The sequence below is a fragment of the Paenibacillus oryzisoli genome, from assembly GCF_050467285.1.
GTDB lineage: Bacteria > Bacillota > Bacilli > Paenibacillales > NBRC-103111 > Paenibacillus_E > Paenibacillus_E oryzisoli_A.
Window position 1 is genome coordinate 1 of record NZ_JBCMUN010000021.1, and the last position, 23,495, is coordinate 23,495.

Consider the following 23,495-nt stretch of genomic DNA (forward strand, 5'->3'; position numbering starts at 1 on the left):
AAACAATTAATCGACAGTCTCCCTACAACCGTTAGACTGGCGATCACCAAGGTAGAGAGATAAGTCGTCCCCCTCTTTGCAGCCTTTGGCGGACCTTGGCTAAGCTTGCGCGAGGCGCCTCCTGATTAGAGTGATTGAACGGCTAGACAAGCTGCAGGGGACACTGCAAAAACCATCAAAAGCCGCAAAAAGCCGCCCCCCTCCCTTCCGGGAGGTGAGTCGACTTTCTTTTACATCAGCTGCCGCTCCTCGCCGTATCGGCGCTTGAGCTGGCTCAGGAAAAACTGCAGCGACAGGAACAACGCCGCAAAACACGCGCCCGCACTCAGGATAATCCACGGGTGCAGCCGGATATACCGCGAACCGTAGGCAATCATCGACAGCCACTCGCCCGAAGTCGTGAGCGTGATTCTGTAGCCCGCATCATCGTCGCCGATCGTTTCCGTGCCGCCCAGCACAATGTGAAACACCGCGAGCTGACCCAGCAGGAACAGCACCTGCATGAACTCGCTGAGAAAGAGGAACAGCATTTCGCTCCGCATGGACGGCACGATGTGTCTCAGCGTCCGGTGCAGAAACGAGCCGCCCATGAGGCGGGAGGCTTCGATGAACATTTTGCCGCTGTAGTAACGGGTGCGGTCTGCAATTTGGTGCGCGAGCGGGAAGACGCCGATCACGGTGACCAGAATGACGAAGGTGACGCTGAACAGCAGCTTATTGTGCGGGTCTGCTTGGGCCACCTGATCCAATCGCAAGCCATAGTACATGCCCGCCAGCGGCGGATACAAGAAGACGAAAGTCGGCACAGCCGCAGTCGCCCATTGCAAGGAGCTCAGCAGCTTGCGCGTGCGGCCGGTCATCCCGCTCCACAGCCCCCAAGGCAGCGCTGCCGCAAAACGCACCAGCGTGAGACCGAGTGCGGTGCCGAGGGTGTATTTTAGCCCATTGAGAAGAAGGCTCAGGATGTCGAAGCCCCGGTGGTCGGTTCCCAGGAGGAACGTGCCGTTTGGCGCGAAGGGCGGGATGCGGTATCTCGTTTTGCCATCGATGTCTTGGTATTGAAGCATGTTGATCTTGTCCTCGGGCGAGATGCCGTGGGGCTTCAGCCAAGTGCCGAAGATCATCACCAGCAGGAACACGGACAGCATGCCGATCGAGAGGTAGAAGGCTCCGTTGGATGGCTTTTTCACGATTCAGCCACCTCCTCTGTCCGTACGATGAATAGCTTGCGCAGCAGCGCATACAAGATGTGAAACGCCATCGCGATCAAGCCGAGCGCCACGCAAATCGACGACATGGACGAAATACCCTGGTACAGCGGCGACACGATAAATCCACCCAGCCCCGTAATGCCGCAGATCGCTTCGGCTACCGCCATACTGGCCAGCGCGAGCGTCGTCGCTTTGGGCAAAATCGCCAGCACATCTTCCATCACGTTGCGCAGCACATGCTTGACGAGCACTTCACCGCGGGTGAGCCCCTTCGCCAACGCCGTCACGACGTAGTCTTGCCCCATCTCGCGCAGGATCGCGAGGCGCAGCATCCCGTAGATCGTCACCGAAGGAATCAGGGCGATGGTGAGAAAAGGGATGAGAAACGGCGTCCGGTTCCCAACCTGCACGACGAGCAGCACGTAGTGCCCGAGCAGCTTGGTGGCGTAGACGGCGCCTAATTGAATCAGCACGATGAGAAAAAAGTCCGGCAAGCCGACGAGCAGCGCCTGCAATCCATCGAGCAGCTTGCCTGTGCGTCTGGACAAGGCCGCCCACATCGCGGCCAGCATGCTAAGCACGATCGCAAGCAGCAGACCGGGGATGAAGTACTTGCATGTTTTGAGCAGCATCTGCGGGATACCGTGAGCGATCGTCACTTCTTTGCGCGTATAGGGATCGCGGTAGGTGCCGAAATCGCCGTGCAGGTAACCCTTGACCTGCTCCTTGACGGAGTAGCCGTAATACCGCCATGAGATCACCGGCGCATCCAGCGGAACCGTCGTCGCCCTCAGCACCCCGCGCGTCGTCATCGCGGTTCCCTGGTACTCCCACGCTTTGCCGTAAGGTACGCGGAGCAGGCCGCTTTTTTCATCGATGACCTGACTGCCCGGCAGCGCTTCCATCATTTTCGACAAGCTGGTATTCGCGCTCACCGTTACCTTAAGCTGATCCGGCTGTACGGATAAGAACATTTGCCGAATGTTGCTTAGGAGGAAAATCCCGATCACAGTGATCGCCCCCAGCAGCAACCAACGTCCCATTGCTTTCACTGCCGTGCCACCCCATTCATTATTTACCATAGGTAAAATAGTTGCTATGCGAATAGTGTAGCATGAAGGCTTGGACGAGCATAGAGGGAAAGTTGTGCGCGCGACAGCGTGGGTATGAAGGGGCTGATGCGGGAGACTCGCGGGGAGTGGTTGGGGTGCTGAGAGCTTAAGCAGGGAATTGGCGTAGTATGCTGGTGCGCTTTATTCGTCTGGTCTGGAGTAGTTAGCTGTTCTGTGATTGGTGGGCTGTGAGCTAGTGTGGGGAATTGATGAGGAGTGACCGGCGCACAATAGCCAATTTCAGTGGAAGCTGCAAAATGTACAGTAAATTCGTCCGAAAAGGAGGCAAATGGCTAAAATCCTGCAAAAACTGCAGTAAAATTTCACCATTCCGTACATGTAATCGTTTCCACATCGTATTCGCTCAAATTTTACTGTACATTGTGCAGGATCTTTGGCAAATGACGCCGATTTCACCCATTTTTAATGTAGAAAATGCAGGATGTCTACTTACCGGGCCAGATCGGCCACGCATCCGCAAGAAAAGTCAGCGCCGATGCGCGCAGGCAGGCAGACGCAAAAAAGCGAGGCAAGGGATTCCCTCCCTTGCCTCGCCCAGCCCTGACAGCTCGCCAGCGCGCTACGAGCTGAACTGCATCGCATGCAGGCGGCTGTAAACGCCGCCGACAGCGAGCAGCTCATCGTGAGCGCCCTGCTCGGTGATGCCTTGATCCGTCACGACGACGATGCGGTCGGCGTTCTTGATCGTCGCGAGGCGGTGCGCGATAACCAGCGTCGTGCGGCCTTGCGACAGCTCGGCCAGCGATTGCTGGATCGCCGCCTCGGTCTCGGTGTCGAGCGCCGATGTCGCCTCATCGAGGATGAGGATCGGCGGATTTTTCAGGAACATGCGCGCGATTGCGAGGCGCTGTTTCTGCCCGCCGGAGAGCTTGACCCCGCGCTCTCCGATGACGGTGTCCAGTCCCTTCGGCTGGGACTGGATATAGCTCGTAAGCTGCGCCCTGCGCGCAGCGTCCCAGATCTGCTCGTCCGTCGCGCCGAGCTTGCCGTAGCCGATGTTCTCCCGGATCGTCCCGGAGAACAGGAACACATCCTGCTGCACGATGCCGATCTGGCGACGCAGCGATTCCAGCTCGATGTCGCGAATATCGCGCCCATCGATGGAGATGCCGCCCTCGCTGACATCATAGAAGCGAGGGAGCAAGGAACAGATCGTCGTCTTGCCGGCGCCCGACGGCCCGACGAAAGCGACGGTTTCGCCGGCGCGAATTTTCAGCGAAATGTTGTTGAGCACCCGCTCCTCTTCACCGTAGCCGAAGGAGACGCGGTCGAACACAATGTGGCCTTGCAAATGGTCCACCTTCACGGCATTCGGCCGATCCGCGACCTCCGGCTCCGTATCGATGACTTCCACGTACCGTTTGAAGCCGGCGATCCCTTTCGGATAGCTCTCGATAACGTTGTTGATTTTCTGAATCGGGCCCAGAAAAACGTTCGTCAAAAGAACAAAAGCGATAAACTCCCCATATGTAATCTGCTTATCGATAACGAACCAGGTGCCGCAGATGAGCACGAACACGGTCACGAGCCGCATCAGAATATAGCTCAAGGAAATGTTCCACGCCATGATTTTATACGACAGCAGCTTCGTCAGACGGAAACGGCCGTTGTTGTCCGCGAACAGCTTTTTCTCGTAGGACTCGTTGGCAAACGCCTGCACCACGCGAATCCCGCCGATATTGTCCTCCACGCGGGCATTGATGTCAGCGAGGTCGCCCATCATGCGGCGGAACGTTTTGGTCATTTTCGTGTTAAAGTACACGGCAACCCACAGCAGCAGCGGCACGATGACAAACGTCAGCAGCGCCAGCTTCACATTGATGCTCAGCATCAGCACGAGCGCCCCGATCAAGGTCATCACAGCGATGAACAAATCCTCCGGCCCGTGATGCGCAACTTCGCCAATCTCCAGCAGGTCGTTCGACATGCGGGACATGAGCTGCCCCGTCTTGTTGTTATCATAGAAGCGAAAAGACAGCTTTTGCAGGTGATCGAACATTTTTTTCCGCATATCGGTTTCGATGTTGATCCCCAGCATATGCCCCCAGTAGGTCACCACGAAATTCAGCAGCGTATTGATTCCATACACCGCAAGCAAGCCCGCGCATGCCCACAAAATCCACGTCCAGTTTCCAGCTGGAAGCAATTTATCAATCACCTGATTGACCGCCAGCGGGAACCCGAGCTCCAGCATACCGGCAATGACGGCACAGGTAAAATCCAGTAAAAACAGACGTTTATAAGGCCGGTAATAACTAAAAAAACGTTTTAACATACGCCTTTCTCCACCTTTCCCCTGCCTATTATACCTGATTGCTTACACAAATAGGCTTTTATCTGAGGACAGGTGTCCTTCATTTTCATATGCATACATCATATATCATTGTGGGGGAATGACACCATGTTCAGCAACTCGCTCGATACGCGAACAGCCATCCGACTGTCTGCCATGTGCAGTCAAAGCTACACACAGCTTGCCCAAGGTACGGAAAATGTGATTCTGCCCACCGCTTACCGCATCGTCGCGCCATTCACCGCCTCCTCCTTCCTCAGCGGACGGGAGCTGTTCGGTTTCATCGCCGAATCCGACAGTCAGATCAACATCGTCTTCCGGGGCACCACGACCACGTCGGACTGGATCTCGGATGCGATCGCCCGGCAAACCGCGTATCCGTATGCCAAGGACGGAGGGCTCGTGCACCAGGGCTTCCTCGATATTTACGAGTCAGCGCGCAAGCAAATTTTGACCGCCATGCGCAAGCTTCCCGCGCAAAAGCAATTGTACTTGACCGGCCACAGCCTCGGCGGCGCTCTTGCCGCTTTATGTGCGGCGGACCTCGCCACGAATACAAAATTCCGCTCCCCCGCCGTCTACACATTCGGCTCCCCGCGTGTTGGCAATCCCGGGTTTGCCAAGCATTTTAACCTGGCAACAGGCCCGCACTATCGCGTATACAATCGCAACGATATGGTGCCCGCCCTGCCGCCGCTCGTCTACAAGTCGCTGCGCACCGGTGACCTCTACCATTACATCCATGTAAAAAAAGCCGTCGAGCTCGACTTCCCCACAGGTTCTCTGTCCAGCAACCATGCGGTGAGCGAGTACTTTCAGGAGCTGGCGAAGCTCGATCCCAAATATGCAAAGCTTCTCTGCGGCAAAACGCCCGGGTTTTGCCCAAGCTAAAAGAGACCAAGGACGTAGGGAGCCCTTAGTCTCTTTCTTTGGTTAACAGCCTGCGTTACATCGTCTGATCCGGATACAGCGAGGACGACAAATACCGCTCCCCGGTGTCCGGCAAAAGGACAACGATCGTCTTGGCCTTGTTCTCCGGCCGTTTGGCCAGCTGGGCTGCGGCGTACACCGCCGCTCCCGAAGAGATGCCGACGAGCAGCCCCTCCGTACGGGCCAGCTCGCGGGCGGTGACGATCGCGTCGTCGCTGCTCACGGTCATAATCATATCGACAACATCCCGCTGGAAGTTGTCGGGCACAAAGCCTGCGCCGATCCCCTGGATCTGGTGGGCGCCGCGTTTGCCGCCGGACAGCACCGGCGAGTCGGTCGGCTCGACGGCGACGATCTGCACGTCGGAATTGCGCTCTTTTAACAAGCTGCCTACGCCGCTAATCGTACCGCCCGATCCGACGCCAGCCACAAAAATATCGACGTACCCGTTCGTATCCCGCCATATTTCTTCCGCCGTTGTCGCGCGATGCACGTCCGGGTTCGCCGGGTTGCTGAACTGCTGCGGCACGTAGGCGTTCGGGAGCTGCGCTGCGAGCTCCTCCGCTTTGGCAATCGCCCCCTTCATCCCTTCCGCCGCCGGGGTCAGGACGAGCTCCGCGCCTAGTGCACCCAGCAGTTTGCGCCGCTCAACACTAAATGAATCCGGCATGACGATGATCAGCTTGTACCCCATCGCCGCCGCTGCAAAAGCAAGCCCAATCCCCGTATTGCCGCTGGTCGGCTCGATAACGACTGTCTCTTTATTGATCAGCCCCTTCGCTTCCGCTTCCTTCAGCATCGCATACCCGATCCGATCCTTCACGCTGCCGGCCGGGTTGAAATATTCCAGCTTCGCCACGACTCTGGCGGACAGGTTGTGCTTTTTATGAAAGTTCCACAGCTCCAAAAGCGGCGTATTGCCGATGAGTTCGGTTAAGTTGTTGTAGATTTTGGTCATATGAGCAGCCTCCCATTCCACTTCTATTCCGAGTTATTCAGTAGGATAAATAAAGTATAGCGACTCCGCCGTCAGAAATGAAATCAATATTCCTGATAAACAAGCGGCACATGGGTTATATTTGGCTGCCTTGTACACGCAGGGCTCGGTTGACTGTGGTACACTAGGGGAGGTTCGACATTTTAGATCGGTAGGGGGCGTTGTTGATTATGAAATTGGTGTCTTGGAACGTTAACGGGCTGCGAGCCTGTGTGAATAAAGGGTTTTTGGACTATTTCCGGGAGGTGGATGCGGATATCTTCTGCGTGCAGGAAACGAAGCTGCAGGAGGGGCAAATTGAGCTCCCGCTAGGCGAAGAATACCGACAGTATTGGAACTACGCGGAGAAAAAAGGATACTCAGGCACAGCCGTCTTTACCCGGCTTGCGCCGCTTTCGGTGCGGTACGGCATGGAGGAGGACAGCGAGCCCGAGGGCCGGATTGTGACGCTGGAATTTGAGGATTTTTATCTGGTGACGGTGTATACGCCGAACGCGAAGCGCGACCTGTCCCGGCTGGACTACCGGATGGAATGGGAAGATCGGTTCCGCACCTATCTCAAGGAGCTGGACGAGCGTAAACCTGTCCTGGTCTGCGGGGATCTGAATGTGGCGCATCAGGAGATCGACATCAAGAACAGCAAGGGCAACCACGGCAACTCCGGCTTTACGGCGGAAGAACGCGGCAAAATGACCGACCTGCTCGGCGCCGGCTTCCTTGACACGTTCCGTCATCTGTATCCCGACCGTGCCGATGTGTACTCATGGTGGTCGAATATGCCGGGCGTCCGCGATCGGAATGTCGGGTGGCGGATTGACTATTTTCTCGCTTCCGCACGGTTAGGTCCGTCGATTACGGAAGCTTCGATTGCCTGTGAAGTGCTCGGCAGCGACCATTGCCCGGTCGTGTTGGAGCTGGATCTGCCGCAGAATGTGTAGGGCGGCTCTGCTGCTCACTTTTTAATAAGGCCGATTCCCCTCCGTCTCCAGCCGTAGGCATAACCCGACTCAGGTCGCTTCTGGAATAATTATCCTATCGCTATAATTCGAAGTAGATGACACTTCTTGAAGCATAGCGAGGGAGGAATAACGGATGCAAAAAAGAACCCGCAAAAGCCTGTGGGCATTTGGACTTTTAGCCTTATTTGCGGTGGGGGTCGGTTTGTACGCGCTGGTGGTATACGGCAACCCCGACCATATTCGGGAAAGCATGTTTGTGACAGAAAAAGGCGAGCTGCCCGAGCTGTGGTACAGCATGCTCTGGGTGCATGCCGTATCGGCAGGCCTTGCGCTTGGCATCGGCTGGGTGCAGTGGATCAAGCGCCTGCGGCAGCGCGCAGTGAATGTGCACCGCGTGATCGGCGGCGCGTACGCCGCGGGCATCACGCTCGCCGGCGTGACCGGTCTCTACTTGTCCTACTACGCCGACGGCGGTTGGATCGGACGAACCGGCTTCGCCATGCTGTCGGTGATGTGGCTGTACACGCTGTATCGCGGTCTGCAAAGCATGATCGTACGCCGCGATCTGCAAGCCCATGGCGCGTGGATGCTGCGCAACTATGCGCTGACGTGCGCGGCGATCACGCTCCGCATCTATATGCCGCTGGCGGCGGTGCTGTTCGGCCTGGGGACGAACGAGTCCTTCGTCGTCATCGCCTGGCTGGCGTGGCTGCCGAATCTGCTGCTCGCGGAGCGCTGGATTCGCCGAAGCCGGAACCGGAATCTGATGCGCAGGTTGCAGCAGACGCGCTCAGCGATGCGGAGGTAGGGCAGCGGCGCGTCTGCCGCATCGCTGAGCAACGTTACGAACGCGGAGGGCCTGGCTGCCCGGCGTGAGCCAGCGAAGCAAGGCAACTCACAGCCCCCGCTACGCCCCCTGCTCCTCATTGTGCTTCGACAGGGCCTGCTCGATCCGCTTGTCCGGTACGAACCAGACGACCGCGACCAGCACGAAGAAGAAGCACGACACCCACGGCGCCACGTACGCCATAATAATTGCCAGCAGATACAGAATTGGCGACAATTTGCCCTTGAGGTCTTTGCCCATGGCGGACACGATGACCGAGTCAGCCGGGTGTTGTCCAATAATGGCCCGCTGCAGGAACATATACGCCACAGCAGCCATCAGCAGCACGATGCCATACAGTGCCGTCGGCGTCGGGGCAAAGTGGCTCTCCCCCATCCAAGCCGTCGTAAACGGCACCAAGGATAAGCAAAAGAGCAGCAGCATGTTCAACCACATCAATTTGCCGTTGATTCTCCGCACTGTGTGCAGGAGATGGTGATGGTTGTTCCAGTAGATGCCCACATATACGAAGCTCACGATGTAGGACATAATTTTGGGAATCAGGCCAATCAGTGAATGCCAGTCATGGCCTTCCGGCACTTTGAACTCCAGCACCATGATGGTAATGATGATGGCCAGCACGCCATCGCTGAAAGCCTCCATACGATTTGCTTTCATGATGCACCCCTTCTATGCGTTTATAGACTCACTAGAGCTATCCCCACTTTACCAGATCTTGCCCTGCCGGAGCTATCAAGATTTTGAAACCTCCAACGCCTCCAAACGTACGAAATGACTGCAACCAACGCACGTAACGGAGGTCTACCCATGAACCCGAAACAGAAACTTCTATACCGAACAGGACTCACCTTCATCATCGTCTCCCTGACCCTATGGCTTACGCCGTTTATCGTTCCGTTCCTGCCGTTGGATACGAAGACCAAGACAGGCGTCATCTCCGTCGCGCTGGTCGTTTCCGAGATTTGCTTCTGGATCGGCGTCCTTCTCGTCGGCAAAGAAGTCGCCAAAAGAATCCGCGGCTACCTGAACCCGAAAAACTGGCGCAAGCAGCCCAGCGCCACCATAAAAGAAACAGAAAAAGAGAGCCCTTAATCGAGCTCTCCCCCCTGAGCGGCATAGCCTTATGCCGTTCTTTGCTTTTTCCGCATCAGCCAGATGCCGGCAGCCCCTGTCAGCCCCATCGCGACCCACCCGTCTGGACTCGGCGTCGCCAGAGCCTGAAGCTTCTCCTTCACAGCGAGATATTCCCCCGCGATTAATGGATTCATCAGCGCATTCCCCACCGTATGCATCAAGACCGCCGGCCAGACGCTGCCCGTGCGCAGCCGAATCTCACCGTAGACGATGGCCATCGCGACAACACCGAGAAGCATGCGCGGCAGGAAGGTTAGCATACCTTCGGAAGTTGTGATAAACAGAAATAGATAGGGAATGTGCCATGCTCCCCAGATAAGGCCAGTCACTGCATGCGCCCACAAACGCGGAACGCCGAGCGCAAATAACGACGGCGCCAGGTACCCCCGCCAAGCGAATTCTTCCGCAATGTTCTTGATAAAGCTCGGAATCAGCGCCAATGCGCAAGCCTTCACATATGTCTGCGGCGATATGCCGGTCCAGTCCATCCAGCCGACGCAGACGCCAAAGCCAACCACGAGAAGCATGAGTGCTGGAAAGAAGAGTACACTCCCGGCATAATACCGGCCATGCCCCCGCAGCCTCAGCCCCGCGTCCTTCCAACCGTCCCCCGCTGCGCTCCGCAGCAGGATCATCGTCAGCACCGGCGCCGCAATCCACAGCAGTTGGCCGAGGCTTCCACTCGCGTCTCTGCCGGCATAGGTGTCAAGCCATCGGCCAATCCAACCGCAGCTTAATGCTACAACCGCAAATATCCCCACATGTATTCCCCGCCTGGTAATCATCGACTTCTCCACCGTCAAATCACTCCCCCGCTCGTTAAACACTGTCTCCTTCATCATACTGTAAAAGTGTTCCAGAATGAAGACAGAATCTGACCGAGCAGGCCCGGAGCACCGCTTGTTACCCTTTTGCCGTCACCGGAATCCAAATTTCGCTGCGGAACATTGGCGACGTAACATCCTTATCGGCGTTCCACAAGATCTCCGGCCCTGGCGCCAGTTCATAACCGGAGGACGGGAACCATTCCGAATAGATCCGCCCCCACACCCCCTGCAGCGTTTCCGGAAATGGGCCTACCGCTTCAAAAACCGCCCACGTAGAGGGCGCCACTTCCAGCCCCGCCAGATTGTCCGGGCAGGCCTCTGTCGTCGCTACGCCGATGTAGTGGTCGAGTTCGCCCCGCTCCTCCATCCGACCTTCGGAAAAGTTGGCCGAAGCGCTGAGAATGCCGGCGGGCTCGGTGTTTGAAAGGCTTTTGAGCTGCTTGATCTTGGCTTCATCCAAGCTCTGCCACATCGCGGCAATTTCGGGGTTCACCCCCTCGAATTGAATCGGCACTCTTTTATGCAAACCTACGATACGAAACGCGTCTTTCTGTACAACCCGATACTTCATCTCGTGTCCTCCCTGGATCGATAGTTGAAAGGTCATCGGCGGATACGCTTTGAGCTGGCGTCCTCCCTGTCTGGCTTCGGAGGGTGTAAGGCCATGCATCCCCTGAAAAGCTCTCGTAAACGCATCCGGCGAGGCATATCCGTATTTCACCGCAACGTCGATCACCTTGGACTGACTTCCAGCAAGCTCCAGTGCGGCCAGCGTCAGCCGTCTGCGGCGGATATGTTCGGACAGCGTCACCCCCGCAAGAAACGAGAACATTCTCGTAAAATGATACTCCGAACAGCACGCGCGCCGGGCTACTTCTTTCATATCGATGTCACCGTCCAGGTGCTCCTCAATGTAGGCGAGTGCGCTATTCATCTGCTTCAACGAATCCATAAGCCGACCTCCTTTCTATCCCTACTTTAGCAAGATCCGCGTTCCGAGACCCGACAATCCCTGCACCATCCGGCAGGATGCACTTGACGCCCGCTCCCGAGGCGAATACCATACTCTTAAGATGGGTAAACCAAGATATACCAACGGGTCCCTGCTCAGGTTCAATATAGAAAGGGTTACTATTCCTATGCTGCGTCAACAATGGGTCTGGCTCAAGTCCCTCTCCCCCGCACAGGTTGTAAGCGGGTACTATGTAATGGCCGTTATTATTTCTATTATATTGTTCAGCTTGCCCGGCGTACATAAACCGGGGGCCAACGTCTCGTTCTTTCATACGGTTTTCATGTCGGTCAGCATCGTCAGCGATACCGGGCTCAGCATCTTCAACGTCGCGGATACGTACAGCGTGTTCGGTTATTTTGTGATTATGCTTGTCCTGCAATTCGGGGGTATCGGCATTATGGCGATCTCCACACTATTCTGGCTGCTCCTCGGACGCAAGATCTCCCTGCGCGAACGCCGGCTCATCATGGTGGACAACAATCAATTTGCGCTGGCGGGACTCGTGAAGCTCGTGAAGGATGTTGTGAAAATATTTCTGATCACCGAGCTGCTCGGCGCGCTCATCTTGGGAATTCGGTTTATCCAGTATTACCCGACCTGGCGGGAAGCGTTCCTCCACGGCTTGTTCGCCTCCGTCAGCGCCACGACGAATGCCGGTCTGGACATTACCGGCTTGTCGATGACGCCGTTCGCCGGCGATTATTTCGTACAGCTTGTCACGATTGTCCTGATTATTTTCGGCGCGATCGGGTTTCCCGTTCTGCTTGAGGCTAAAGCCTTCCTATCCCACGAAAGAGGCTTGGGCAAGCTGCCGTATCGGTTCTCGCTTTTTACCAAGCTCACCGTGTCTACGTACGGCATTCTGCTTGCGGCCGGCACGTTGCTGATTCTGCTGTTCGAGCATAACAACTATTTTAGCGGCATGTCCTGGCACCAGAGCTTCTTCTATGCCTTGTTTCAAGCTGCAACCACGCGCAGCGCCGGCGTGACGACACTGGATATTAACCAGCTCGCGCTGCCGACGCTCCTGTTAATGAGCGTGTATATGTTCATCGGCGGCTCGCCGAACTCGGTAGGGGGCGGGATCCGGACGACGACTTTTGCGCTGAACATGCTGTTTCTCTACAGCTTTGCCAAGGGGAAGCCTCAGATCAAGGTCTTTAATCGCGAGGTACACCCGGACGACATTCTGAAATCGCTCGCCATCACGATGCTGGCCCTCGTGCTCTGCTGTGTCTCGGTGATGGCGATTTCGTTCACGGACCGCCAACATTCGCCTGTCGCCATCTTTTTGGAAGTGTGCTCCGCCTTCGGCACGGTGGGCTTGTCGACCGGCATTACGCCGGACCTCAGTCCTTTTGCCCAGTGTATTCTGATGGTCCTTATGTTCCTTGGAAGAATCGGGCTCACCTCCGTCTTGAACCTGATGGGCGGCAACAAAAAGAACCCTCTCTACCGCTATCCGGTCGAAAGGGTCATGACAGGCTGATTAGTTCATGCGCGTCCGCTTGTCGGCGAGCCGTTTGGCCGGCAGCGGATCGGCGCACAGCTGTTCCACGTAATGATCGAATGTGTCTGCGAGAACGTCGTATTGGAAGCGTGTTTTGGCGCGCAGATAGCCGGCCTGCACAAGCCGTTCCCGCAGCGCTTCATCCTGCGACAGCCGCACGATGCTCGCAACAATCTCCGCATGATCGTTCGGATCGACGAGCAGTCCCGTTACTCCGTCCAGCACGGCCTCCAGCGCGCCGCCGGACCTCCCCGCAATGACCGGCAATCCCGCCGAAGCCGCTTCCAGATACACGATGCCAAAGCCTTCCGCATCCCCTTTGTCCAATTCCCGTGCCACCATAATGAACTGATGGGCCAGGTTGTAATATTCATTTAACAGATCGTTATCGCGGATACTGCCCAGAAAAAGCACTTTATCCGCCACACCGGTGGACTCGGCCAGCTTCTCGAGGCGCGCCCGGTCCGGGCCGTCGCCGATGATGACATAGATCGCGTGGGGGATATGCCGCAAGATGTCGGGCATCGCCTCGATGACCCGATCCTGCCCTTTGCGCGTGACCAAGCGCCCCACCGAGAGAATAACGTACTTATTTTCCAGACTGCTCTTCTGCATCAGCGCCCGATTGACGTCTTTCTTGTCAAAAATCGCCTCCACCCCCGGATGCACGAGGGAGATGCGGGATGGATCGACGCCGTAGTCTTCGACTAGCTTTTGCGTAAACAAACTGTTCGTCAGGACGCCGTCCGCGTGGACGAGGATGAGCCTTACGATCTGATTGAGGCCCCAAAAGCGGCGAAACATCAGCATATCCATGCCATGGGTAGAGATGACGTAGCGCCGATTGCCGAACAGGCGGAACAACAGCCCGATGAAGCCGATCAGCACATAGCCGTAGACGGTGACGTCCGGCTTTTCCATGGTCATCATCCGTTTGACATGGCGAAACAGCCGTCCCCAGCTTAGCACATGGGCTCGCTCATTTCGCATGAAGGAGCCGCGCACCGTTCGGAACGATTGCTCCTCATCAAACGCCTCGCTGCCCGGATACTCAGGGGCCAGAACAGTAATGTCATGTTTTGTGTGTTTGGAGAGGTTATAGTAATAGCTCTGCATGCCGCCGATCCCCGGTGGGAATACGCCGGCAACCAGGACGACTTTTTTTCGATTAGGCTTCATACCATCTCACCTTTCCCGCAAGTCTGCTGATGATTTGAATGAGCATCCAGAACGTAAGCTCCGCCATGATATTCCATACTCGCGCGATAACGGATATGTGCACGGCCGCCTCTGTCCCCAGCTTCAGCGACAAAAAGTAAACCAGAAAGCCCTCCCGCACCCCGAGTCCGCCCGGCAGCGGACTAAGCAGTCCGAGCAGCCACGATGTGGCGAACGTGCCGGCGGCATAGAGCAGCGTGATCCGGCCTGCGCCGAAGGAATTGCACAGCAGCCAGAAGGCGATGCCCATGACAAAATGACTGGCCAAGAAGTAGCCCCAGCAGGCAAAAAACTGGTTGCGGCTGAGCAGCGCCCACTTGGAGTTGGGCTCGGCTGCGGGCTCCGACGGCCGGGGGTGGAGCCGCCGCAGCAGGGGCTGAAGCCGGGGCCAGCGGGAGGCCGCGGCGAATGCGCGGCTGAGCAGCGCCGTCAGCGGGGCGTAGCCTGCGTACAGGCCGAGTGCGGCAGCTAGCGCGCCGCCGACGAGCAGCCCCGGCGCGCGGCTGAGCTCGACCGCGAGGAGCAGCGCGTACGCACAGGCGGCGAGAACGAGCAGCACGTTCTCGTAGACGATCGCCGCGAGCTGCGCCGGCAGCGGGATGCCCGCCTGCGTGGCCAGCACGATGCGGCCCGCGTAGTTCCAGAAGCCGCCGGGGATATACTTGGCGAACTGGGAATTGATGAACAGGCGCAGGCCCTGCAGCATGGCCAGCTTGGGAGGCGGGGGTGGGGCCCCGCCTGGGGTCTCAGGGGCTGCGCTGTCGGCGGGGCCCGCGGTGTCGCTGCCCGCGCTGGTGGCGCTTGCGCTGCCGGCGGCTGCCGTGGTGCCAGCGTTGCCGGTGGTGGGGCCCGTGGTGTCCACGCTGGCGGTGACGGGGGTGCTGCCCGAGGCACCGGTGTTGGTGGGGCCTGTGCTGCCAGCGCTGATGATGCCCTCACTGCCTGCGCGGCTCGCGCCGTTCACGATCAGCACCCAGATGCCCGCCTGCAGCATCAGGAAGATCGCGAACACAACCATGGATATGTAAAAAGAAACCTTCGCATGAAGCATAAATTGAAGAAGATCAGCCGCCTTGAGCGGCAAATTTCGCTGGGCCGCATACACAATGCCGGCCGCGAGCAAGATTTTCAGCGCCGCCGGCCACCATTTGGAGCGCATCGTTCCGTCTCACCGTCCTTTTCAGCAATCCGGCTGTCCCTCCATTGTAGCCGAGGAATGTAAAAGGGGATGCGGGGAATCATGTTGGTTTTGTTAATTTGCGGCGGGCTTGTCCCCTTCGGGGAAAGCTGGCTGGCTTGGGTGGGTTTGGGCAGGCTCTAAGTGGGACGCCTCGTATGATCCCGTCGAATAGAAGGGGGAAAACCCTCTTATTTTTGCTAATGGAGCGGATTGGCACGAAATAAAGGTGGCTAGCCCCTCTTATTCTTCTCCCAACCCGCCATTTTTGGGCAAACGAGAGCGAATAGAAGGGTTTTACCCCTCTTATTTAGGCAATTCCTCGGCCCTAGCGTGAAATAAGAGGGGTTGCATACGCTTACATAAATTGTTTTAACTAACTCCTCTGCCAACTTTCCGCTCCTTCACACGACTGCCCTCTCCCACCAACTTTCCACTCCTTACACACGAATGCTCTCTCCCACCAACTTTCCGCTCCTTACCCCCTACTCCCCTCTCCTCAAACTTTCCGCTGCCTTCTCCACTGCTGCTCTCTCCCAACCAATCTCCTTCTTTCGCTACTTTTCCCGTCTCCCCCTACCCGCCAGAACACAATAAAGGGCACACCTCGCTCCCCCTATACTAAAAAAGACTGCAACCCCGCCCCTCGGCGCCGGTTACAGCCTTTTCGATACGCTCAGGATTCCCGTAACTCATACAACTCCCGCACGCCGCACCCCACGGTATTGGCAATGGAAATTGCCACTTGCAGCGGCATGACCCGCTTATTCTCCATATAATCTGCCAGCCGTTCCGGCTTATAGTGCAGTGCCCGAGCCAGCTCCTCGCGCGACACGCCGTGTTCGTTCAATCGTTCTTGTAGCAGGCATCTGCCAAGCGCAACCTTCATCGGACCTTCTCCTTCGCTTGTCACATTTACTTTCAGCGTAACCAGAGGTTCCGCACCTTATTCGGAGCGGCTGAGATCCATTTCCATTAAAAGGCCGACAACCGTCTCGCCTGCCAAACCTTTCATCGTGCGCAGATCGAAGGGCCGGAAGCCGAGCTTTTTGTAAAAGAGCAAGGCAGGCATATTCGTATGATGGCAGACCAGCTTCAGCTTCGGGACGTTCAGTTCGTCCCTCGCCTGCGTGATCATCCGCCCGATCAGCTCGGACGCAGCCCCGCGGCTCCGGTAAGCCGCGGCCACGATGACGTTGCCGAGATAGCACTCCGCCTGCTCCACGAGACCGTACAGGTTCGCGTAGCCTGCCACTTCCCCGTCAGCCAGTACAACGGTGGGCTTCCACCGTTCTTTTACCGCTGCGGCCAGCTGCTCCGGAGTCAGCGGAAACTTCCCCGCCGGATACATATAGAAGAGTTCCTGCGCATTTTGCGGAAACGTACAAATCAGAGGATAGTCCTCGGGCCTAGCAGCTCTACAGGAAAATACGGTCATCGCTCTCTCCCCCTATGGATATCGCTTGCATGTTTCATCCTTATGCGCCAGTCTCCGCAGCTACGACTTCATCCTTCCTCCGCCAATGACCGCATCCGCCGCAGTGACGGGAATAGATACATCCATAAGCCCGCCACAACGAGTGTGCCGATGCCTCCCACGAGTGCCGCAGGCGCCGCGCCGATGAACCCAGCCACAATGCCCGACTCGAACTCGCCCAACTGATTCGATGTCCCGATAAACAGCGAGTTGACCGCGTTCACCCGGCCCCGCATATCATCCGGCGTCTGGAGCTGTACCAGCGATGACCGGATCACGACACTGACGACATCCGATGCGCCGACAAGGAACAGGGCGAATAACGACACCGCGATATTGGTCGAAATGGCAAAGAGCATCGTGGCGAGCCCAAACACGCCCAGCGCGGCGAACAGCTTGAAGCCCACTGCTTTTTTCAGCGGGAAGTAGGCCAGGACGATGGACATCAGCAGCGCGCCAACCGCCGGCGCCGTACGCAGAAGCCCAAGGCCGACAGGCCCGGCATGCAGAATATCCTGCGCAAAAATCGGCAGCAGCGCCGTCGCTCCGCCCAAAAGCACCGCAAACAGGTCCAGCGAAATTGTGCCCAGAATCATCGGGTGCCGGTAGATGAACGACAGCCCCATGAATACAGAGCGCAGCGTCACTGGCTCGAACTTACGCTCAATTGGCTCTGTGCGAATGAGGAACGTTAGGATCGCGGCGACGAAGAGGGCCACTGCTGCCGTACCGTACACAGAAACAGGTCCTAACGCGAAAAGCAGTCCGCCCAAGGACGGCCCCAAAATTTGCGTCGTCTGCCCGACCGACGTGCTCCAGGCAATCGCCTGCTGCAGCATCGACTTGGGAACGAGCTGCGGAAGCAAGGCCGACGAAGTCGGTCCTTCAAAAGCGCGACAGGCGCCAAGTATCGCAGCCGCTGCAAAAATGCCCTCCTTGCCAAGCCAACCGTTCACATTGCCGAACAGGAGCAGGACAGCGATCAGCGCCTCGATCCCTTGGCAGATGAACACGATCCGGCGTCGATCAAAGCGGTCCGCGACCTGTCCGACTACAAACGTCAGCAGCACCATTGGGATGAACTGGGCCAGACCAACGAAACCGAGACTGAACGCATCGTGCGTCAGATCGTACATCTGCCAGCCAATCGCGACGGAGAGCATCTGGAACGAGGTCGAGGAGAACATCCGCGAGAGCCAGAATTTGTTAAACGACGGATGCCGCAAAATAGAATCTTTCTCTTTCAACAACACGGTCACGCCCTTTTCATCATGAAGTGAACATCACCAAGCGGTTGGGCTTGTCCCTTCCCTGCAAATGGATAATTTTTATTATACGACTGCCTTACGGCGGATTGGAATGCTGCATCAAAGATAAACGGCTTTGCCGTCCTTACAAGGACGGGAGCGTTTACTGATGGCATAGAGCCACTTCGAGGATATACTTGCTGAGATGCTGAAAAAAAGTGCGCCCCTTTACGCATCCGATCCTTGTACGTGCTGCTTGGCCTCCCTGTGCCGCAGACTCATGAACACCAAGGCAACGCCGATTACGGCAAGCACCATCGCGAGCCTGCGAAACCCGATAAAACTGAAGCTTCCTCCCATCATCAAGCCGGTCAACAAGGAGGAGAGAATCGTTCCCACATATCTCGATGTATTGAACAGTCCGGAGGCAACGCCGATCATCGCTTTAGGCGCGCTTGTGAATAGCGCCGATTGCAGCCCCACGGCGTTCAAGCCGTTGCTGCACCCAAACGCCGCTAACGCTAAGCAGACACTGATCACCGGTGATGAATCTTTCAATAATGCCAGCCACACCGAACCGAGTGTCATCAGGATTGCAGATACAACGAGCACAGGACGCGGCCCGGATCGATCCACCCAGCGTCCCGCAATCGGGGAAGCGATCAACGAACTGAGGCCCATGGCCAGCATTAGCAGTCCTGTATGGAATTCGCTGACATGGCGAACCATTTGCAAATAAGAAGGTACTCCGAAGAAGAGCGCGTAAAACAGCAAATTGACGAGCAAATATTGGACGTTGACCCCTGTCAGGGCAGGGTGCTGAGCGAATGTTCGCAGCGGAATAAAGGGTGAAGCCGTCCTTAGCTCGTGCCGTACGAAAACGGCCAGCGCTGCGATCCCGAGCAAGCAGACGCTGCCACTCGTCCATGAGAACTGACCGGCTGTCTTTGCCGACAGCAAGCCGACGAGCAGACTAATCAAACCGATCGTGAACAGCAGAATGCCCGGCGCATCCATCCATTGCAGCCATGTCCGAAAGGACCTGGCGCCTGCTGCCTTAGCAGGTGCGTCCTTAGGAAGCACTCGCCAGCTGAGGATGAAGCTCACGGCCGCGAAAGGCAGGCACACGATGAAGATTGCCGGCCAATCGCCCCATTGGAGCATAACACCGCCAACAAAAGGCCCAATGGCCGCTGCGCCGGACATGAACATGGACAACACGGACAATGCCACCGCTTGCTTTTCCTTCACCTCGATTCTGACAATCGCCATGCCCACGGCGACCATCATGCTCGTGCCGATCGACTGCACTGTACGGGACACCAGCAGCCATCCAAAATTCGGGGACAACGGCGCGAGCAAGGAAGCTGCGAACGAGACGATAAGACCGGTCAGAAATATTTTTCTGCGGCCGAACATGTCGCTGGCCTTGCCCATCACAGGCTGTGCGACCGCACTCGCCAGATAGAAGCAGAAGACGATCCAGGACACTGTTGTAAAATCTAACGTATATACGTGCTGCAGTCTGGCTATCGCAACTGAAATCATAGAAGAGCTGAGTGGATTTAGCAAGATGCCTAAACCGACAGCGCTCATGAGCCATTGATTGCGTGCTGAATTCATGGCCAACTTTCCTCCCAAATCGATGTTGACCCTATCGTACTGGAAATCGCCCATTTACTCCAAGGCATTTTATGTTATAATTCCATCGACTAGAAGGAATGAATGGAGACTGCCCCATGGAACTGCTGCAATTGCATTATTTTCTCACCGTCGCTCGCTTGGAACATATGACAGAAGCTGCGCGGAGTCTGCATGTCACCCAGTCCTCATTAAGCAAAACGATCCAGCGTTTAGAGGAAGATCTCGGCGTTCCGCTGTTCGATCGAACGGGGAGGAAGCTGCGCTTGAACGAGTTCGGCACTCGATTTCTTCGCCGTGCGGAAAAAGCGTTGTATGAGTTGGAGCAAGGACGGCAGGAGCTGCGCGATTTATCCAGCCCAGAGCACGGCACGCTTGAATTGGCGGTGACGACGGCGAGTCCGCTGCCTCAACTCCTGCGGGGTTTTCGCAAAAAGCGTCCCCACATTCAATTCCACGTGCAAATGATGAACGAACAGAGCTTGATTTCGCTTCTTCATAAAGGCGAGGTCGATTTCTGCTTATCATCACCTCCGATTCAGGAAGAAGGCATCGCCTGCCAAGTGGTGTGCATCGATCCCATCTTCGTGGCGGTTCCCAAGGGGCACCCGCTGGCCCAGCGCAGCAATGTTTCCTTGGCTGAACTGCGGAATGAATCGTTTGTCGGCGTCCAAAAAGGGTACGGCGCCCGCAACTTCGTGGACGCTTTGTGCCAGTCGGTCGGATTTTCACCTCACTATGTGTATGAAGGGGACGAACCTGCGAGGCTAGCTGCGTTGGTAGAGGCCGAAATCGGCATCGCCTTCATTCCCGGCACAGCCAAAAGTGCGAGAGAATCGATCCATTACCTGCAAATCGACAATCATACACTGGTACGGGAAATCGCACTACTATGGAATACGAGCCGATACATATCGCAAGCTGCGCTGGAATTCCGCGAGTTCGTCATCGACTACTTCTCCTCCTTGGCACAAAAAGGGCTATGACAGCCTGCCCCTCGGCAACCTGACACAGCCCTGATCAAGCCCCTTCTGCCTCAAGCCGTTTACTCTTGAGTATCCTTCAGCAAGCTTTTCTTATGAGAAATTTTATAATCCAAGACGCTCAAAATCTTCTGCAAGTGATCCACCTGGGTCTGAATCCTCTCCCTGTACATCAGCACTTTCTCGTACAGTTCGGGGACAGACACAATATCTTCGACATAGGACAGCGAAGCAAACTCTTTAATATTTTTCAGCGGAACCCCCATCTTCTTCAAACAAATGATGAGCTCCATCAACTGCATATCTTCCTCGTGGTAGACGCGCCGCCCGTTCTCTTTTCTTTTTGCCCGGGGAAGCAGTCCGATCTTCTCGTAATAGCGGAGCGCATCCTCCGTTAATCCCGTTTTTCGAGACATGCCCTTAATGGAAAACGTCGTGTCGCCGCCGCTCATCTGAAGACCTCCATATTTTTTAGTAGAATCGTATTACCAGGGGATAATCCCTTGTTCATTGAAGAAATCGCCTGTAGGCCCGTCTTCCGCAAGTGTAGCATAACGAACTATGATTCGGGAACCTTGGAGTTGGAATTATTGACGATGCGCGGGGCCCGAGCGTTTTTCATCTTGCTCGCGATGACGTATACTGGTAATAAAATCAAACCAAGGTGTGATCACATGTCCCCCCGTACAAAGAAACAGAACGAGCTGATCCGCGAGCAGCGCAAGCAAGAAATTTTGCAGGCGGCCATCCGTGTCTATGTTGAAAAAGGTTACGCTGCGGCCACTTTAGGCGACATCGCTATTCAGGCGGGTCTTGCGCATGGACTGGTCTATTATTATTTCAAAAATAAAAAACAGCTCTTCCGTGAGCTGTACGAATACATGACGGAGCAATCCCTCCGGTTTACGACGACCTATTTTGAACAAGATAGGCCGGTGCTTACCCAATTCCAAACTTACGCCAAACTCATCTGCGAGCGAGTCATCACCGATTCCCAGACCCAGCGCTTCTATATGCGTATCAGTCTTGATCTGCACCATCTCTATGAGCCCGGAGAGTTGTCACCCTTCGATTGGATGAAGAGTTTCATCCAGCCGATGGTGAAGGCGATCGACAGAGGTATTCAGCAGGGCATGATTCGTCAGGGCGACGCTAATTTAATGGCTATGCAGTTCTGGGGCGCCGTCTCCCAAGGCGTGAATTATCTGGATCAGCTGTTTCTGGACCTTACCGCTCAAGGTGTGACAGAGACAGAAGTGAACCTCACGATGAGCGAAAAGTTCGATCAGATCGCCGAATCCGCTACTTCATTTTTCAAGCCGGATTAGGCTTTTTTCTTTTTTTGGTTGACTGATAACTCAATCAAAAATATAATGAGCTCAAGGAGCGTGATTCTTATGCCAACGATTCGCAAGGAAATTTGGATTGATGCTTCAGCCGAGCAGGTATGGGACGCCGTCAGCGACGTCGGTGCTGTCCATTATCGACTGGTTCCCGGCTATACCGAGAACACCCTCATCGACGGTCACGAAAGGACGCTTTTGCTGCCAAATGGCGGCATGACGCGCGAGTACATTGTGTCCATTGATGATCAGGAACGCAGAATGGCGTACGCCGTCGTTGAAGGACGCATGCCATTGCTACATCATCATGCATCGTTTCAAGTTTTCCCTCACGGTAACAGCAGCACTAACCTCGTCTGGATCACCGATTTCCTGCCGGAGCATCTCGCTCCCGAGATTCAAGCGCGTATCCATCGCGGCGCGGAGGTTATGAAAGCGACCATCGAGGCCGAAGCCAGAGGAGGCCGCCGATGAGAATTCTTGTCCTTGCAGCCCACCCGAGTATCGAACAGTCGCGCGTCAACAAACGCTGGTTAGCGGAACTTCGTAAGCACCCCGACCAAATCACCGTTCAAGAACTGTACGCAACCTACCCCGATCATGCCATTGACGTGGAAAATGAACAGAACCTTCTCGCCGAGCATGACCGCGTCGTTTTGCAGTTTCCCATCCAGTGGTACAGCATGCCGGCTTTGCTAAAGCAGTGGCTGGATGACGTCGTGACGACATCCTGGTTGTTCGGCACCGGCGGCAAGGCCATCGCGGGAACCGAGCTTGTGCTTGCCCTATCGATTGGCGGCGATGAATCTTCCTATCAATCAGGCGGCCTCATTGGCTATACCATCAGTGAACTGGTCCGTCCCCTGCAAGTGTTTGCCAATCAGACCGGCATGATTTTCCTGCCTCATTATAAATTCTATGGCGCAATCAAAGCGACGGATGAGCAAATCGACAATAGCGCCCGAGGCTATCTGGCGCATATTACCTCCCCTGATCTGAACCCGCAGATCGTTCGCAAACGGATGCTGGACGCAATGATGAAGGCGAGTTCAGCGCAATAGCGCATGGTCAATTTGCTTTTTATGATGAAGGTCATGCTCAATAAATTCCTGAATGATATACAATACCGAATACGGCGTTCCCGTGTGGGGGCATAGCGCAACCCCATTGGCGGCCACATGTTTTCTGAGCGCTTCCTCCCCGATTTCGAGCAGCAAGTCATACAACTCCATGCGTGTTGCGCAGAACTTGCCCACTAGCTGGCTTTTACTTATGCCGGATCTCGCATATTCGTACGCCGCCGTATTAAACGGATCAAAGTCTGGGAAAACAATGCCCTCCCCTTTCTGCGCTGAAGGAATAGCCTTCGTTATCAGATATCGATCCCAATTCTCGAGATGGGAGATGATTTCGGCTATAGAGGCTTTTCCTTCCGCAATCGGCTTGAACCAAGCAGCGTCATCCAGTTCCACAAGTTGGTTAACCCAGGGAATAATCGCTTTAAAATCCTCAAGTATACGTTGAGTGTCTGACATGTCTGTTTCTCCTTTCTG

Annotated in this window: 24 protein-coding genes; 9 read left to right on the forward strand and 15 right to left on the reverse strand. The window is 55.9% G+C overall.

Annotated elements, in window-relative coordinates; genetic code table 11:
* Window positions 1-230: 230 nt before the first annotated feature.
* The 3 genes from ABE504_RS28695 to ABE504_RS28705 all read right to left on the reverse strand — a co-directional run bounded on the left by ABE504_RS28695 (window position 231) and on the right by ABE504_RS28705 (window position 4,619).
* Window positions 231-1,190 (reverse strand): ABC transporter permease subunit, encoded by a 960-nt coding sequence (locus tag ABE504_RS28695; protein WP_430095464.1) that lies wholly within the window; start codon window positions 1,188-1,190, stop codon window positions 231-233.
* Window positions 1,187-2,254, reverse strand: coding sequence for an ABC transporter permease subunit (locus ABE504_RS28700; RefSeq protein ID WP_430095738.1), 1,068 nt, complete (start codon window positions 2,252-2,254; stop codon window positions 1,187-1,189). Before ABE504_RS28700 ends, ABE504_RS28695 begins: the two co-directional genes overlap by 4 nt.
* A gap of 649 nt (window positions 2,255-2,903) precedes the next feature.
* Window positions 2,904-4,619, reverse strand: coding sequence for an ABC transporter ATP-binding protein (locus ABE504_RS28705; RefSeq protein ID WP_430095466.1), 1,716 nt, complete (start codon window positions 4,617-4,619; stop codon window positions 2,904-2,906).
* A 126-nt stretch (window positions 4,620-4,745) separates the two neighbouring features.
* Here ABE504_RS28705 and ABE504_RS28710 point away from each other — a divergent pair, with 126 nt between their 5' ends.
* Entirely contained in the window at window positions 4,746-5,528 is a 783-nt protein-coding gene (locus ABE504_RS28710; protein WP_430095468.1) for a lipase family protein, read from the forward strand.
* A gap of 55 nt (window positions 5,529-5,583) precedes the next feature.
* On the opposite strand, the gene cysK is transcribed toward ABE504_RS28710, so the two are convergent.
* Window positions 5,584-6,525, reverse strand: a complete 942-nt coding sequence (cysK, locus tag ABE504_RS28715; RefSeq protein ID WP_430095470.1) for a cysteine synthase A — start codon at window positions 6,523-6,525, stop codon at window positions 5,584-5,586.
* Between the two features lie 209 nt (window positions 6,526-6,734).
* On the opposite strand from cysK, the gene ABE504_RS28720 reads away from it, so the two are divergent.
* Window positions 6,735-7,502 (forward strand): exodeoxyribonuclease III, encoded by a 768-nt coding sequence (locus ABE504_RS28720; protein ID WP_430095472.1) that lies wholly within the window; start codon window positions 6,735-6,737, stop codon window positions 7,500-7,502.
* Between the two features lie 154 nt (window positions 7,503-7,656).
* Window positions 7,657-8,331 carry a DUF2306 domain-containing protein gene (locus ABE504_RS28725; RefSeq protein ID WP_430095474.1) on the forward strand — a complete coding sequence of 225 codons (675 nt, stop codon included), beginning with the start codon at window positions 7,657-7,659 and terminating at the stop codon, window positions 8,329-8,331.
* A 99-nt stretch (window positions 8,332-8,430) separates the two neighbouring features.
* Here ABE504_RS28725 and ABE504_RS28730 read toward each other — a convergent pair whose 3' ends face one another.
* A complete protein-coding gene (locus ABE504_RS28730; RefSeq protein WP_430095476.1) occupies window positions 8,431-9,027 on the reverse strand; it encodes a TMEM175 family protein in 597 nt (198 codons plus the stop codon).
* 150 nt (window positions 9,028-9,177) lie between these two features.
* Here ABE504_RS28730 and ABE504_RS28735 point away from each other — a divergent pair, with 150 nt between their 5' ends.
* Window positions 9,178-9,462, forward strand: a complete 285-nt coding sequence (locus tag ABE504_RS28735) for a transporter suffix domain-containing protein (RefSeq protein ID WP_430095478.1) — start codon at window positions 9,178-9,180, stop codon at window positions 9,460-9,462.
* 29 nt (window positions 9,463-9,491) lie between these two features.
* On the opposite strand, the gene ABE504_RS28740 is transcribed toward ABE504_RS28735, so the two are convergent.
* Together ABE504_RS28740 and ABE504_RS28745 are read right to left on the reverse strand one after the other, a co-directional pair.
* Entirely contained in the window at window positions 9,492-10,346 is an 855-nt protein-coding gene (locus ABE504_RS28740; RefSeq protein WP_430095480.1) for a CPBP family glutamic-type intramembrane protease, read from the reverse strand.
* 61 nt (window positions 10,347-10,407) lie between these two features.
* The gene (locus ABE504_RS28745; RefSeq protein ID WP_430095482.1) at window positions 10,408-11,283 is read right to left on the reverse strand and encodes an AraC family transcriptional regulator; all 876 of its coding nucleotides are present in this window, start codon (window positions 11,281-11,283) and stop codon (window positions 10,408-10,410) included.
* 187 nt (window positions 11,284-11,470) lie between these two features.
* Between ABE504_RS28745 and ABE504_RS28750 the strand changes: the two genes are divergently transcribed.
* On the forward strand, window positions 11,471-12,835 hold the full coding sequence (locus ABE504_RS28750; RefSeq protein ID WP_430095484.1) for a TrkH family potassium uptake protein: 1,365 nt from the start codon (window positions 11,471-11,473) through the stop codon (window positions 12,833-12,835).
* Here ABE504_RS28750 and ABE504_RS28755 read toward each other — a convergent pair whose 3' ends face one another.
* From ABE504_RS28755 to ABE504_RS28780, 6 genes are all read right to left on the reverse strand, one after another.
* Window positions 12,836-14,035, reverse strand: coding sequence for a glycosyltransferase family 4 protein (locus ABE504_RS28755; protein WP_430095485.1), 1,200 nt, complete (start codon window positions 14,033-14,035; stop codon window positions 12,836-12,838).
* Window positions 14,025-15,233: a lysylphosphatidylglycerol synthase domain-containing protein gene (locus ABE504_RS28760; protein ID WP_430095486.1), complete on the reverse strand. Its 1,209-nt coding sequence runs from the start codon at window positions 15,231-15,233 to the stop codon at window positions 14,025-14,027. Before ABE504_RS28760 ends, ABE504_RS28755 begins: the two co-directional genes overlap by 11 nt.
* Window positions 15,234-15,927: 694 nt before the next feature.
* On the reverse strand, window positions 15,928-16,140 hold the full coding sequence (locus ABE504_RS28765) for a helix-turn-helix domain-containing protein (protein ID WP_430095487.1): 213 nt from the start codon (window positions 16,138-16,140) through the stop codon (window positions 15,928-15,930).
* Between the two features lie 57 nt (window positions 16,141-16,197).
* A complete protein-coding gene (locus ABE504_RS28770) occupies window positions 16,198-16,689 on the reverse strand; it encodes a GNAT family N-acetyltransferase (protein ID WP_430095488.1) in 492 nt (163 codons plus the stop codon).
* 68 nt (window positions 16,690-16,757) lie between these two features.
* Window positions 16,758-17,978, reverse strand: coding sequence for an MFS transporter (locus ABE504_RS28775; RefSeq protein WP_430095490.1), 1,221 nt, complete (start codon window positions 17,976-17,978; stop codon window positions 16,758-16,760).
* A 225-nt stretch (window positions 17,979-18,203) separates the two neighbouring features.
* The gene (locus ABE504_RS28780; RefSeq protein ID WP_430095492.1) at window positions 18,204-19,598 is read right to left on the reverse strand and encodes an MFS transporter; all 1,395 of its coding nucleotides are present in this window, start codon (window positions 19,596-19,598) and stop codon (window positions 18,204-18,206) included.
* Between the two features lie 116 nt (window positions 19,599-19,714).
* Here ABE504_RS28780 and ABE504_RS28785 point away from each other — a divergent pair, with 116 nt between their 5' ends.
* Window positions 19,715-20,602 carry a LysR family transcriptional regulator gene (locus tag ABE504_RS28785; protein ID WP_430095494.1) on the forward strand — a complete coding sequence of 296 codons (888 nt, stop codon included), beginning with the start codon at window positions 19,715-19,717 and terminating at the stop codon, window positions 20,600-20,602.
* A 59-nt stretch (window positions 20,603-20,661) separates the two neighbouring features.
* Here the strand turns inward: ABE504_RS28785 and ABE504_RS28790 are convergent, their stop codons facing one another.
* Entirely contained in the window at window positions 20,662-21,051 is a 390-nt protein-coding gene (locus tag ABE504_RS28790; RefSeq protein ID WP_430095496.1) for a MerR family transcriptional regulator, read from the reverse strand.
* 222 nt (window positions 21,052-21,273) lie between these two features.
* On the opposite strand from ABE504_RS28790, the gene ABE504_RS28795 reads away from it, so the two are divergent.
* From ABE504_RS28795 to ABE504_RS28805, 3 genes are all read left to right on the forward strand, one after another.
* Window positions 21,274-21,927, forward strand: a complete 654-nt coding sequence (locus tag ABE504_RS28795) for a TetR/AcrR family transcriptional regulator (protein ID WP_430095498.1) — start codon at window positions 21,274-21,276, stop codon at window positions 21,925-21,927.
* 69 nt (window positions 21,928-21,996) lie between these two features.
* Window positions 21,997-22,416, forward strand: coding sequence for an SRPBCC family protein (locus ABE504_RS28800; protein WP_430095500.1), 420 nt, complete (start codon window positions 21,997-21,999; stop codon window positions 22,414-22,416).
* The gene (locus tag ABE504_RS28805) at window positions 22,413-23,003 is read left to right on the forward strand and encodes an NAD(P)H-dependent oxidoreductase (protein ID WP_430095502.1); all 591 of its coding nucleotides are present in this window, start codon (window positions 22,413-22,415) and stop codon (window positions 23,001-23,003) included. The genes ABE504_RS28800 and ABE504_RS28805 overlap by 4 nt, the downstream gene beginning before the upstream one ends.
* Here the strand turns inward: ABE504_RS28805 and ABE504_RS28810 are convergent.
* Window positions 22,992-23,477, reverse strand: coding sequence for a DinB family protein (locus ABE504_RS28810; protein ID WP_430095504.1), 486 nt, complete (start codon window positions 23,475-23,477; stop codon window positions 22,992-22,994). The genes ABE504_RS28805 and ABE504_RS28810 overlap by 12 nt on opposite strands.
* Window positions 23,478-23,495: the final 18 nt, after the last annotated feature.